At 38.5% G+C, this 14,104-nt stretch carries 14 protein-coding genes; 8 read left to right on the top strand and 6 right to left on the bottom strand.

The genetic code is table 11. The features are described from left to right. Positions 1-39: 39 nt before the first annotated feature. From I3259_RS09095 to I3259_RS09110, 4 genes are all read right to left on the bottom strand, one after another. Complete coding sequence (locus tag I3259_RS09095) at positions 40-1,083, bottom strand: outer membrane beta-barrel protein (RefSeq protein ID WP_238029327.1); 1,044 nt, start codon at positions 1,081-1,083, stop codon at positions 40-42. A gap of 168 nt (positions 1,084-1,251) precedes the next feature. Next, entirely contained in the window at positions 1,252-1,488 is a 237-nt protein-coding gene (locus I3259_RS09100; RefSeq protein ID WP_238029328.1) for a DUF3389 domain-containing protein, read from the bottom strand. Between the two features lie 7 nt (positions 1,489-1,495). Then, positions 1,496-1,924, bottom strand: coding sequence for a hotdog fold thioesterase (locus tag I3259_RS09105; protein WP_238029329.1), 429 nt, complete (start codon positions 1,922-1,924; stop codon positions 1,496-1,498). Positions 1,925-2,038: 114 nt separating this feature from the next. Beyond that, the gene (locus I3259_RS09110) at positions 2,039-3,091 is read right to left on the bottom strand and encodes an OmpA family protein (protein WP_238029330.1); all 1,053 of its coding nucleotides are present in this window, start codon (positions 3,089-3,091) and stop codon (positions 2,039-2,041) included. Between the two features lie 525 nt (positions 3,092-3,616). Between I3259_RS09110 and I3259_RS09115 the strand changes: the two genes are divergently transcribed. Then, complete coding sequence (locus I3259_RS09115; RefSeq protein WP_238029331.1) at positions 3,617-5,086, top strand: FAD-dependent oxidoreductase; 1,470 nt, start codon at positions 3,617-3,619, stop codon at positions 5,084-5,086. A 124-nt stretch (positions 5,087-5,210) separates the two neighbouring features. Here I3259_RS09115 and I3259_RS09120 read toward each other — a convergent pair whose 3' ends face one another. Beyond that, positions 5,211-5,903 (bottom strand): hypothetical protein, encoded by a 693-nt coding sequence (locus I3259_RS09120; RefSeq protein WP_238029332.1) that lies wholly within the window; start codon positions 5,901-5,903, stop codon positions 5,211-5,213. Between the two features lie 311 nt (positions 5,904-6,214). Here I3259_RS09120 and I3259_RS09125 point away from each other — a divergent pair, with 311 nt between their 5' ends. The 7 genes from I3259_RS09125 (at position 6,215) to I3259_RS09155 (ending at position 13,117) form a co-directional block, all read left to right on the top strand. Beyond that, complete coding sequence (locus I3259_RS09125; protein ID WP_238029333.1) at positions 6,215-6,757, top strand: hypothetical protein; 543 nt, start codon at positions 6,215-6,217, stop codon at positions 6,755-6,757. Positions 6,758-6,913: 156 nt separating this feature from the next. Continuing rightward, on the top strand, positions 6,914-7,858 hold the full coding sequence (locus I3259_RS09130; protein WP_238029334.1) for a DNA ligase: 945 nt from the start codon (positions 6,914-6,916) through the stop codon (positions 7,856-7,858). Between the two features lie 237 nt (positions 7,859-8,095). Beyond that, the gene (gene pdhA, locus I3259_RS09135; protein ID WP_238029335.1) at positions 8,096-9,205 is read left to right on the top strand and encodes a pyruvate dehydrogenase (acetyl-transferring) E1 component subunit alpha; all 1,110 of its coding nucleotides are present in this window, start codon (positions 8,096-8,098) and stop codon (positions 9,203-9,205) included. Beyond that, a complete protein-coding gene (locus I3259_RS09140) occupies positions 9,198-10,181 on the top strand; it encodes an alpha-ketoacid dehydrogenase subunit beta (RefSeq protein ID WP_238029336.1) in 984 nt (327 codons plus the stop codon). The genes pdhA and I3259_RS09140 overlap by 8 nt, the downstream gene beginning before the upstream one ends. Beyond that, the gene (locus I3259_RS09145) at positions 10,178-11,380 is read left to right on the top strand and encodes a dihydrolipoamide acetyltransferase family protein (RefSeq protein WP_238029337.1); all 1,203 of its coding nucleotides are present in this window, start codon (positions 10,178-10,180) and stop codon (positions 11,378-11,380) included. The genes I3259_RS09140 and I3259_RS09145 overlap by 4 nt, the downstream gene beginning before the upstream one ends. Before the next feature lie 127 nt (positions 11,381-11,507). Further along, a complete protein-coding gene (locus I3259_RS09150) occupies positions 11,508-11,828 on the top strand; it encodes a cytochrome c (RefSeq protein WP_238029338.1) in 321 nt (106 codons plus the stop codon). Between the two features lie 155 nt (positions 11,829-11,983). Next, positions 11,984-13,117, top strand: coding sequence for a M14-type cytosolic carboxypeptidase (locus I3259_RS09155; protein WP_238029339.1), 1,134 nt, complete (start codon positions 11,984-11,986; stop codon positions 13,115-13,117). A 54-nt stretch (positions 13,118-13,171) separates the two neighbouring features. Here the strand turns inward: I3259_RS09155 and I3259_RS09160 are convergent, their stop codons facing one another. After that, positions 13,172-13,996, bottom strand: a complete 825-nt coding sequence (locus tag I3259_RS09160; protein ID WP_238029340.1) for a CPBP family intramembrane glutamic endopeptidase — start codon at positions 13,994-13,996, stop codon at positions 13,172-13,174. Between the last annotated feature and the right edge of the window lie 108 nt (positions 13,997-14,104).

The raw sequence follows: 14,104 nt of genomic DNA on the forward strand, positions 1-14,104 counted from the left end.
GATAGAATCAAAAAAAGCGCCTTTCGGCGCTTTTTTTATTTATAGGTTATTTTCCATTGCGCAGCAATCTGGACGCTCAGCGGCATCTTCTGTGGCAATCTTTAATGCTGGTGAGTAAATCTCTACACGACGATTTTCTGCTCGACCTTTAGCGGTATCATTAGTAGCGATTGGATTTGCTTCACCCATCCCTTTCGCTGTAATTTGGCTAGCGTCAGCAACATATTGAGAAAGTAAATCAGCTACATTTTTAGCACGCTTTTCAGATAATTTCTGATTATAAGCAGCACTACCAGTATTTGATGTATAACCAGTCACTTCAGCTGTTGCACTAGGGTAACGTGTTAAACGTTGAATCATTGGTTGAAGGTGTTGCTTATCTTCTTCCGTTAAATGCTTACCATCAACACCATAAGCAATCGTAACTGTTGAAGGCTCTACTGTTACTGTTGCTGCTTGAACTGGCGGTGCTGTATCAACAACTGGTGCAACAACGGCAGGCGCAGCTCCCCAACTATATACAAGGCTCAAACCATAGAACTGTGTATCAAAATTATAAGCTAAATTCGTGTCACGAGGCTTAGACTGAATATCGTGGTAAAGCTGATACTCTAAGCGGGTAGATAAATGGTTAGTCAATTTATACTCAACACCCACACCAGCAGTACCTAGTAAATGATCATCAAGATCTTTAAGGCCATAACCATGGAAATCAGCTAGCATGTAACTGCCACCTAACTTACCAAACACGCCCCATTGATCATTCAGGTTCCATGTCATTTTAGCAGCAAGATCAATAGCATGTTGCTTAATCTTATTGTTTTCAAACTTAGCTTCGCCTAACCATGTATAACCCGTTTCAACCGCAAACCAAGGTGTAAAGTTGTAACCTGCAAATACACCAGCCGCGATATCATCTTTGTTAAGATTAATGCCTGTTATATCTTGATAGTTCTGTTGAAAATTTGAATAGTGAGCACCACCTAGTCGTGCACCAACATAAAAAGGATTAACAGTAGCAGCAGATACAGCGGTTGATACAACTAATGCAAGCGGTAGTAATGCAATATATTTTTTAGACATGTGAAATTCTTATTATTGTTCAATTATTACTCAAACATTCCATTTAAGGATAAATGTTTTCCGATGAGAATAATATTCCATATTTATAATTTCAACTAGGTTATTCATAGATAAATTAGTTCATAAAGATAATTTTAATATTCTTTACTCAATACAAAAAAAATAAGGTTAATAAATAGTAATCGCAATACCTATTTCATTAGCAAGTTGTTGCAATTGTTCATTCGAATCTAACTTTATAGACCAATTAATACCGCTACCAACAGCACTAACAACATTGGCGCCAGCAATAAGTGTTAGCTCATCAACTTGTGCTTGAAGATTAATTCTGCAATTACCATCAATTCTCACAACTACTTCTTGTTGAGTCGCGATAATTCGACCTTGTTCAAAATTTATTATCATCGTTATCTTATTTCTTCTTATTATTAATGACAGACATTGTTAATCGACTCGTACAAATTAAGCGCTGTCTTTCGTCTTTAATTTCAATTTGCCAAACTTGTGTTGTTGCGCCTAAATGAAGGGCACTAGCACGACCCATTACAACTCCCTCCCTTATCGCACGAATATGATTTGCGTTAATATCCAACCCAACACAATATTTATCGTCACCAACACACAAATTTGCAGCTAATGACCCCAACGTTTCAGCCAAAACGACTGAAGCACCACCGTGTAGCATACCTAATGGCTGATGTGTTCTGTGATCAACAGGCATTGTTGCAGATAATGAAACTTCGTCAAAAGCTGAATAGGTAATACCTAAATGTTGAATCAATGTATTTTCTGATGTTTTATTAAGGCTTGTTAAGTTAAATTCTTTTTTCCAAATAGTCATATCACTCTCATACCATGAACCTACTGCAAAATAACAGTTTAACATTCATTTCAACTTTTATTGCAGACATAAAAAAAGCGCCTTTCGGCGCTTTTTATAACTCAAAAGAGTTAATTACTGAGCTACAGATTCTGCAGCGTCAGCTTGGATTTCAAAACCAGGAGTAGTTACATCTACACGACGGTTTTGAGCACGACCTTCAGCAGTGTCGTTAGAAGCTACTGGATCTAGCTCACCACGGCCTTCGCCTTTAACACGGCTTGCATCGATGTTGAAGTGCTTCATTAGGTATACAGCTACAGTCTTAGCACGCTCTTCAGAAAGCTTCTGGTTGTAAGCTTCTGAACCACGACTATCAGTGTGACCGATAACAACTAGTTCTGCGTTAGGGAAGTTAACTAGACGCTGAGCGATAGGCTCTAGACGTGCTTGGTCTTCAGCAGTTAGGCTGTCGCTGTCGAATGCGAAAGGCATTGTTACAGAGATTGGCTCAACTTGAACAGTTGCTGCTTCAACAACTTCTTCAACTACTGGTGCAACTACTGGTGCTGGAGCGCCCCAACCGTAAACTAGGCTAACGCCGTAGTAGTTAGCATCCCAGTTAAACTTAGTATCAACAGGCTCAACTTCCATATTGTGGTAGTGCTGGTATTCAGCACGTGCAGATAGGTTGTCAGTGAAGTGGTATTCAGCACCTAGACCAGCTGTAGCAATTAGGCTGTCATCACGATCTTTAAGACCAGTTGACTTATCGTGGAAGCGAGAGAACTGCCATGCACCACCAACTTTAGTGTAAAGATCTAACTTATCAGTAGCTTGGTAAGTGAATTTACCTACTAGGTCGATAGCTTGTTGTTCAACTTTACCATTGTTGTGATCGTCGTCTTGCTTAAGAGTAACTTCGCCTAACCAAGTGTAACCACCTTCAATTGCAAACCATGGAGTTACGTTGTAACCCATAAATAGACCTGCAGCGAAATCATCACGATCGAAATCTTGACGATCTGAAGGGTTAAAGTGAAGACCATTACCTTGTTTTGCATCGAAATCAGCGTAATGAACACCACCAGCTCGAACGCCAGCGTAGAATGGGTTTTCAGTTGCTGCGTTTACTGCACCAGAAATTAGAAGTGCAAGAGGTAAAATCGCAAAACGTGCTTTAGACATGTTTTTTATCCTTTATTTTATGATTGTTGCCACTACAGGTGCTTTTTAGATGCTTAAACTCACAAATACAAACCTAGATTTTGTTTTTGCGGCTGACCTCAAAAAAACAGGGTTTAATTTAGCAAATAAAAAAACAAAAAGCTATACTAAAATATTTTTTGTAACATTTTAAATTTTTAAATGTCTGTATTTAAAAGATTCATAAATATTACAAATAAAAAACAGCATGTATAAAGGTAAATCAATATCACATTTTAATAACAAGGATACTAACATTCACAATAATGAAATATAAACTTTCCAACATTGACCGTGTTTATAAATCTATTTTTTATACATAAGTATTCTTAATTAAACAAAATGCCTATTTTCTACACTTAAAAATATAAGCACAACTGATCTAACTTTATATTTCTCTCGTAACTGTAACCTTGTAAAATGCATCTGGCTCAACATGCTTTATTAAAGCCATACAATTATTAACGTTATAACTACTATTGAATTTCACATTTAAGCCTAATCATTATGAATATTTCAGAACGCCGCTCATCAGAAGGCATTAGCCATTCAACTGTTGGTATTATTGGTGGAGGAGTCGCGGGTGCTACGATTGCACTTCGTCTTGCTGAACTGGGAATTTCAATAAACCTATTCGAAGAAGGGAGAAGCCTTGTTAATGGTCCGCCTATTTGTCATCTTCATGCAGGCGGCAATTTATATCGTGAGATTTCCAATCAGCAATGTCTCAACCTGTTAGAGCAGTCGATTGACACGCTTAGAGTGTTTAAACATACAGCAAACATTCGTCCTACTGTTATTGCTGTGCCAATCGACGATAACAGTTCAGCCCTAGATCTAATACCTCGCCTAAATTTATTAAAAGACACTTATCAAGCGTTGGTTAAACAAGACAATAAAAATAAAGTATTAGGTGATCCTAGTGATTACTTCACTCTCTATTCGCAGCAAGATATAGAAAAATTAAAAAAATTAGATAACCCAACACATCCAATAACGCCTGATGATTGGATGATCCCTGTCGCCAAATCTCTTCAATTAAATCAATTCAAATACCCTATCGTCATGGTACAAGAATATGGTTTAAGTGTATTTCGAATTGCGGCAACTGCATCGCTAGCACTGAAACAAATGGAAAACTGTCATGTATTACTATCAAGTAAAGTGACTGATGCTAAATTTGACCAAGTAAGTCAACAATGGTTAATCACTTATGAAACTCAAGATAATAAACAGCAATGCACTGTTGATTACTTGATCAATGCTTGCGGATATCGCTCTGGCACCATCGATGATTTAGTCCATATTCCACGTGAGCGAATGGTTGAATTTAAAGCCGCTTATGTTACCCATTGGGATCAATGTGAAGGTCAATGGCCCGAAGTGATTATTCATGGAGAGCGTGGAACGCCAAAAGGCATGGCTCAACTAACACCTTACCCTAACGGCTACTTCCAATTACATGGAATGACGAAAGACATTACTTTATTTGAAAATGGGCTAGTAACCTCTGATCATTCCTCTGCACAACCAAAGCTTAATGACGATTTTAAAGCAAAATTAAACCGTCAATGGTCTGAAGAGGAAGTGATTGAGCGTACAGAAAAAGCGATCAAACATGTCGCACAATACGTTGATACATTTAAAAGTGCTGTTGTTGGCGGAAAACCATTATTTGGCGCTCAGCAAATTCCAGGGGCAGATGCAACGCTTCGTGCTGCAGATATATCGTTCTCTGGTAACAACTATGCTCGTTCTGAAATTGTAAAAGCATCATCAGCACTATCAGCAGCAGATGCGATTGTAAGTGAACTCACCACAAAAGGAATCATCACTTCCCATCATGATGACGTAAATACAAGAGAGCAGCTGTTTTCAACAACCTTGCAGTTAGATAAGCAAGATATACTTGTGAAGGCAGAAAATATTGCCGTTCAGCGCGGTTTTCCTGCGTCACTAGCTCAGCCTATAGGCTGATAGTCCATTATAAAAAACCGCAATGTCTAATCTTATAGTGTCATTTCACTGTAAAATATCAACATTGCGGATTTTTTGATGCTATTCTCAGCACCAATTAAAACCTTGATGAAGGTTAACTCATTTACCCATTAATTTTCTTATTAAGCGTAGCTAACGACTGTTTTAACTGGCTTTCTTGTGCTTTTAACGTATTAAGCTTCTGCTGAAGAGCCTCATAATTATCACAGTCTTTTTGTGATACCCAGTTCCAGCTATTACCGGATTTAAACTCAGCACATGCTTTTTTTGCTTTTTTTATCTCTGGGTTAAGTGCCACTATTTGCTTTTGAACTACAGCTAAATCATGCTGTGTCTTTGATTTTTGTTCAAACAACACATTTGAATTATCGATCACTTCTTTTTGCTGCTTGGCTTTAGTCTTTAATGCAACGACTTCTTTATTGAGCTTCTTTTTTGTCACGACTAGTTTTTGGGTTGTCTCTTGCTGCTTTTGAATATTAACTAATTGCTCCGTTAATTGCTTAAGCTGAGCTTTTTGTTTATCTAACTGCAAATTCAGAGCATCTAGCTTTTGATTAGAGCTTTCAACAAGTAACGCTTTCTCATCTGTTAACTGTTTAACAGATAACTTTTCTTTATTGAGTTCGTCAACCACTGACTGATAGTCACTTTTTAACGTACTATATGCCATCGTCACAGGTACATTATTATAATGTTGTATACCTGCGCCCAATACACCACCAATCAATAGTCCAAGAAGTAACGACAATTTCCAGTTAAGTTTTGTAGTTTTGTTTGTAGTACTACTCGACATATTTTTCTCCTAAACATACCAACAACAGTGTATTTATAATTTTTGTTATTCTCTTAATGTGTAATTTAACACTTTACATGTAACCAATTGTCATATTTTTAGAAAGGTTTTGAGTAACCTCACTTCGTTACATCTAATTAGAGAGCTTATCAATAAATCTAGATTGCTGTCTCAAAACTAATAATGTGTATCACAAATAATAGATCCTGTTGTTAGCTACATTTTGATTTGCCATAAGCACTAGTGTTTAAAGTAGAAAGCAAAATGTTGTACTCGATTTACACTGATGTTATGTCTATATGGTGCACGCTATGATTACACCACTACTTTTTCTTACTGTCTCAGCGTTTTCAACGCCTCTGCTTGAAAATTCAGCTTATATTCAAAACAACTCTGCTTGTACGTTACGTATAAAAGAAGAGCGATATCAAGATAAGATTGTTTTGGCACTCTCATCAAATTATCATAGTAATTTTGATATAAAAATATACCATTTCAATGACTTATCTGCACCATCTAGAGGAAAGTTAACACAAGAACCTATCTTCAATAAAACTAAAGCAGACATTAAATACTTAGTCGATCATAACCTTTTTAAGCGTATTGATAATAATAATGTTATCTATAGCACAACTATTGCTAATGATAATGTCAGCCCAAGATTATTCATCGATACTTTTCGATCTCACGGGAATCGTTCACGTATTTCTATAGAGGGACTTGAGCACCCTCTTTCGTTTGTTGCCGATCATAAACAAGCACAAGCGTTCTATAATTGTACGGATAGCTATACAACAAAAACTGATATATTGGCTAAAAAAACAACGTCACTATCCGTATTTAATAACAACTAAATATTCTTAATACAGATTATATTGTTGATTTGTGTATTATCTCGAAAAAATTTAGAGTGACAACACAATAATACGATATGAATCTGTATTGATATTTTCCATTATCACAACTGTCTAATACCTTATTATAACTGATTATAATTTGGAGGTTAGGCGATGATAAACCTACTTACTGCTGCTGAAATCCCCTCAAATAAACATCTTAATTTTTTAAATAAACCTCTCTCACCTATCGCAGCATTGGTCATGCTCACACTTTCATTTTCTGCGCAATCAACCCCTGAATTAATGAAAGCTAACGCATTGGATTTACAGCATCTTAATGACAAGAACAGTGTTGTTGATGATATAGAATTCCCTGTCAGTGAATATCTCGTTAGTGAAAAACTTGATGGAATTAGAGCTTATTGGAATGGTACTCAGCTTACGACAAAATCTGGTAGACAAATCCATGCTCCAAAGTGGTTTATAAAAAACCTACCCGCAATAGCGCTTGATGGGGAATTATGGCTACAACGCGGTAAATTCCAAGCGCTAACTCAAATCATCATGGATCATATCCCTAATGAAGAGGCATGGCGTAACGTCAAGTATATGGTATTTGATTTACCTGCGTCAGATTTACCTTTTGAACAACGCTATAACACCTTAGTCAAACTTATCGAGACTCATAGTACAGTTCCAAACAATGTTCTTTATCTGGTTGAACATAAACGTATCAACGAAATCAGTATTCTTATGCAATGGCTAGATATTGTTGTTAATAATCACGGGGAAGGTTTAATGCTTCAACATATTAATAACTACTATGTCGCAGGCAGAACAAATAAGTTACTAAAACTCAAACAACATCAAGATGCTGAAGCAATTATTATTGCTTACGAAGAGGGAAATGGAAAATATCAAGGATTAATGGGATCTGTTTGGGTAAAAACAGCCAATGATAAAACCTTTAAGATAGGAACAGGCTTTACCGAACAACAACGCAAAAACCCTCCCCCAGTTGGCACTACAATTCAGTTTCGTTACAACGGTTATACCGATCGAGGTATTCCACGGTTTGCTCGTTTTAGCCGAGTAAGATTATCGCCAGACACGTAACAACATAAAAGCTCAGTGTTTTTATCTAAAATAAGCATAATTAACTACTAGGTATAAATAAGAACTCTCTTTTCCAATAATTTCGCTGTATTGTTTTGTTTACTGTTATATCAACGATAAAGCTCAAGCAAGTTGCTGTCTATTCGTTACACTTAAATTATCCAGTTCAAGCCGTTATAACGATTCACCTCTTAATACAAAATCAATAAAGAGGTGATAAAACACAAGGAGCTTGGGATGAATATACAGACACAACCCATGCATCGTTATATAGATCACCGTGGTAATTTAATCGCTCCTCTTCCTGAGTGGGCTAATGATACATTACTACAACAATTTTACCGCGATATGGTTTTAGTTCGTCACTATGATAAAAAAGCAATTGCCTTACAAAGAACAGGAAAGTTAGGTACTTACCCTTCACATCTTGGCGCAGAAGCAATTGGTATCGCGATTGGTTCTGCTATGCAATCAACCGATGTGCTTGCGCCTTATTACCGTGACATGCCCGCATTATGGGCGCGTGGTATAAGTATGTTACAGAACTTGCAATACTGGGGTGGCGATGAATTAGGTAGCGATTTCCCCTCAACATCCCCCGATATTTCACATAACGACGATATGCCATTTTGTGTGCCAATTTCAACACAATGCACTCATGCTGTTGGTATAGCAGCTGCTATGAAAATCAAAGGATTACATAGAGCAACCGTTGCTACTTGTGGTGACGGAGCAACCTCAAAAGGTGATTTCCTTGAGTCACTTAATTGCGCGGGTGTATGGAATATCCCCTTAGTGTTTGTAATCAACAATAATCAATGGGCGATCTCTGTACCACTGCATCTACAATGTCATGCCGAACACTTAGTCGATAAAGCCAAAGGCGCAGGAATAAAAGGTATCATGGTTGATGGCAATGATATTGTTGCCATGTACGATGCCCTTCTGCAAAGTTTAGATCAGGCACGAAAAGGCAAAGGTGCCACATTAATAGAAGCAGTAAGTTATCGCCTATGTGATCATACAACTGCTGACGACGCCTCTCGTTATCGTGAAGATGAAGAAGTCAAACAAGCATGGCAATTCGATCCTATTTCTCGATTAAAGACCTATTTAATCAATCAAAATTTATGGTCAGAAGCCGAAGAGTCACAATGGTTAGACATTTGCCATCAGCGTATTAACCAAGCCGTTGAACAATACCTTGATCTCACTGTACAAGCGCCAGAATCAGCATTCGATTATCTTTACGAGAAAACTGATCCCGATCTGCACTATCAACGCGACGCGCTTATCAATAAAGCGATGCGAATGGAGAAGCAAAATTCAGGAGGGAATAATGGCTGATATTACATTAATAGAAGCAGTTAACCTCGCCCTTCACTATGAAATGCAGCACGATCCTAATGTCGTTATTTTGGGTGAAGACATTGGTGAAAACGGTGGCGTTTTTCGCGCAACACTCGGCTTAAAACAAGCTTTTGGTTGTAAACGTGTTATTGACACCCCCTTAGCAGAGTCATTAATCGCCGGTGTCACTGTTGGTATGGCATCACAGGGGCTTCGCCCTATTGCTGAATTTCAATTTCAAGGCTTTATTTTTCCAGCAATGGAACATCTAGTCTGTCATGCAGCAAGACTAAGAAATCGTACTCGTGGCCGCTTAACCTGCCCTGCTGTTTTTAGAGCCCCTTTTGGTGGTGGTATACATGCCCCGGAGCATCATTCTGAAAGTATCGAAGCAATGTTTGCCCATATTCCGGGCTTAAAAGTTGTGATCCCTTCTTCACCGCAACGAGCTTATGGATTATTGCTCGGCGCGATTCGCAGTAACGATCCGATCTTATTCTTTGAGCCCAAACGGATTTACCGAACCGTTAAATCACATGTCGAAAATAACGGTCTCGCTTTACCACTTGAGCAATGTTTTACATTAAGAAAAGGGACTGATATCACCCTAGTTACTTGGGGCGCTTGTGTGGTCGAATCACTTCAAGCAGCAGAGACCTTATCTCATCATGGCATAGAACTTGATGTTATTGACTTAGCCAGTATCAAACCTATCGATATGGCTACCATTACTGCATCACTCGAAAAAACAGGCCGCTTATTAGTGGTGCATGAGGCAGCAAAAACCTGTGGTGTTGGTGCAGAGATCATTACAAGAGTGGCTGAAAGCGCGATGTGCTTACTGAAAGCACCGCCTAAACGCCTAACAGGTTTTGATACCATCATGCCTTATTATCGTAATGAAGATTATTTTATGATCCAACACGATGACATTGTAAATGCCGCTCGTGAACTCATGGAGGGTTGGCAATGAAAGCATTCACATTACCCGATCTTGGTGAAGGTCTGGCTGAATCAGAAATTGTGCAATGGCATATTAATATTGGCGATACCGTGAAAACCGATCAAGTGGTCGTCACCGTAGAGACAGCAAAAGCAACGGTTGATGTTCCTGCACCGTATAGTGGAAAAATTGTGCATCGTTATGGTAACGAAGGTGATGTTATTAATATTGGTCAATGCTTGCTAGAAATTGATGAATTACTCTCGAATACTTCAAGCGTACAACCAGAGAAAATCAATACAAGCTCTGAAAATCACACATCCCCTTCGACTACTGTTGTTGGAAACATCTCCCAACTTGATAAACATGTTGATATTGATCCTATCTATGATGATGCAAATCAAACCGTTAATTTACATTCTATTGCTAATCAACATCATCCATTAATTGCGACCCCTTCTGCGCGTTTATTAGCACAGAAATTAGGTGTCAATATTAAAGAAATAACAGGCTCTGGGGCTAATCACTTAATTCTTGATAATGATGTCTATCTTGCTTACCAACAACAAATACCAGGGACTGAACTCTTAAAAGGATCGCGCCGCAATATGGCAAAAAATATGACGCTATCGCACCATGATGTCGCTTCAGTTACTATTACTGAAGAGGCACATTTATATCACTGGCAAAAAAATGACGACATAACGGTCAGCCTAGTTAAAGCGATCAATAACGCCTGCCATATAGAACCCGCACTTAATGCATGGTTTGATGCGGAAACAATGACAAGATGTTTACATAAAACCGTTAATATCGGTATTGCAGTGGATAGCAGTCATGGTCTGTATGTGCCAGTGTTACATCATGCAGAACAATATCATCAGGAAGGTATACGACGTTGGATTGATCGTACCGCTGCCAGTATTCGCAGCCGGAAAATAGATCGCCACCAGCTACAAAAAGCAACCATAACACTTTCTAACTACGGTGCTATTGCCGGTATTTATGCCACTCCAGTTGTGACACCGCCACAAGTTGCCATTATTGGTGCTGGGCGGATCATGGATAAAGTGGTTATGGAAGGTGAACGCGTAAAAACCATAAAAGTACTGCCCCTTTCTATTACCTTTGATCATAGGGCATGTACGGGGGGAGAAGCCGCGCGATTTATTAAGGCACTAGTCAATAGCTTAGAAAGTCCACCTTGTGACAACATTGAATCATCATAGCGTGATAACAATTGCTTAGAATAGCGTTACTAACATATTGTTACATCAAACAATAACAATATATTGCATAGTATAAACAACAGCTTATGATAGTAGTTATCTCTCATTTTGCAGTCATATAAAAACTATGCGCTATCCATTTTTTGCAGCAAGTATCATCACTCTTCTCTTTTCAAGCTCACTTATGGCAATGCCTGATGGTGATGCCAGCAAAGGTGAAATAAAAACGCCGAGCTGCCGTTTTTGTCACGGTAGCAACGGCATTGCACCACGCCCAGATTACCCTAACCTAAAAGGCCAACATGCAGAGTATTTGTATAACTCAATGCAAGCATATTTAGATGGCAGTCGCACTGGCGGTATGTCATCAATGATGAAAGCCCAACTTAAAAACTTATCAGATCAAGATATCGCCGATATATCTGAATACTATTCACAGATGAAATAATAGCGCTCAAAGTCAGTCGTCCTTCAATCTTAGAAGAACGACTGATTATTTATTAATCATACAAATCAAATGCCACGTTTTATAGCGGAAAAAACATCATAGGCAGACTATCTTTGTGGTAAGTTGAGATTAAAGCCTATAATGAGAAACTAAAAATGAAAATCTTCAGTAACTTTGAAAGTGGAAGTATTAACGTTGTTAAAGCTGATAGCAAAGACGACATTCAGTTAAGTATTCCTAACGATAATAACTCTGAACTTCATCAATGGTTCCACTTCCGTTTAGAAACAGAAGCTCAACAGACGCATAACTTTACAATCCTTGATCTAGCAAATTCAGCCTACCCTGAAGGCTGGAAAGGCTATGATGTTGTTGCTTCTTACGATCGTGAAGAATGGTTCCGCGTTCCAGCAGAATTTGACGGCGATAAATTAACCTTCAGCGTGATCCCTGAAAATGAATCAATGTATTTTGCTTACTTTGCACCATACAGCTATGACCGCCACCAAGATCTTCTTCACCTTGCACAAAGCCACTACAACTGCCGTTTAGAAACATTAGGCCACACACTTGATAACCGAGATATGAGTCTATTGGTTATTGGTGATGAATCTACCGCCGAAAATAAAAAGAAAGTATGGGTTATTGCACGTCAGCACCCAGGCGAAACAATGGCTGAATGGTTTGCTGAAGGTCTTGTTCAACGTTTACTGGATGAAACCGACACCGTCGGCCGTGCTTTACTTGAAAAAGCCGTTTTCTACATTGTGCCTAACATGAACCCTGATGGTAGTGCGCGCGGTCACCTTCGCCTAAATGCGATTGGTGTAAACCTTAACCGAGAATGGCAAACACCATCACTAGAAAACAGCCCAGAAGTTTTCTACGTGCGTGAGAAGATGTTTGAAACAGGTGTGGATCTCTTCCTTGATATTCATGGTGATGAAGCTATTCCTTATAACTTCGTTGCAGGTTCAGAAGGTATTCCATCTTATGATGCTCGCTTAGAAAATCTTGAAAAGATGTTCAAGCAGGCACTGCTAACAATTACACCAGAGTTCCAAGTTGAACATGGTTACGATAAAGATAAGCCAGGTGAAGCAAACCTAACAGTAGGCTCTAACTGGGTAGCAGAAGAGTTTAAATGTCTTTCTTACACCATTGAGATGCCATTTAAAGATCACAACAACCAACCAGACAGCTTATACGGTTGGTCACCAGAGCGAAGTGTGGCATTTGGTAGCGACACACTTGCAGCAGTGTTAGTGGTAATGGATCACTTACGCTAATATCCCGTAAATAGTAAATATATAAAGCGGTCATCACGGTGACCGCTTTATTACTTATTTTGCTAACATCGGATAAGTAAAGAAAATCAAATGCGTCAAATTAAACATAAAGTGTACTAATACGGCTACCCATAAACGCCCTGTCAGATAGAAAGCTAAGCCGTAACATAATCCGGCAAGACCTGCGAACACAACTAACAACATGCCACCAGCAATATGTGCAAATCCAAAAAGTAAGCTAGCAACAACAAGTCCAATTACCCAACCGAAACGCTTTGATAAACCTTGTTGAATAAAGCCGCGAAAGAGTGCCTCTTCTGCTACACAAGTAAACAACAAGTTGTTTAATGCAAATAACCACAACCAATGTGGTGTCGAAAAAGAAAACTTTAACGCCCCTAAACCCGCAGCAATAGGTAATAACGACAAACATCCCATCACAACTAGAGCAAGTGCTTTAATGTTGCATGCTTTGTTGCTCCCTAACAATGCCGGATAAGCTAACAACAAACCAAAGAAAACCAACGATTTATCCAGATTTAAATACATAGTAAACGGTGTGCTATCAAGGGTTGCGTACACCTTATCTAATACTTGTAGATTATCAAAACCGGGGATCGCATGAGCAAAAAGCGCTAAAGACCAAATCAGCATGAAGCTTAATCCAGCATAACGCCACTTCCCTTCTTGCTTAGCGGTGAAATGCGCCACTAAAAAGCCAATGGCAATACCACCGATAGCAATGATTGATAATCGCTCTTGAAATACCGCAGCGAGCAAACCTAAAGTAACTAATACGGCAGTCAATAATGTTTTACGATAAAATCCACTAATGACAGCACAAGCTAGTAAACCCCATATCCAAACTGTTGGTTCCATTTACTATTTCCATTCATAATAAGAGTTATTAACATCTAAATTATCAGAAAACATATCATACCCTTAAGAAATATTTGCTAACATATTAATTTTAAATGAAAACTGATG

The organism is Photobacterium sp. Ph5 (genome assembly GCF_022129445.1).
Taxonomy (GTDB): Bacteria; Pseudomonadota; Gammaproteobacteria; order Enterobacterales; family Vibrionaceae; genus Photobacterium.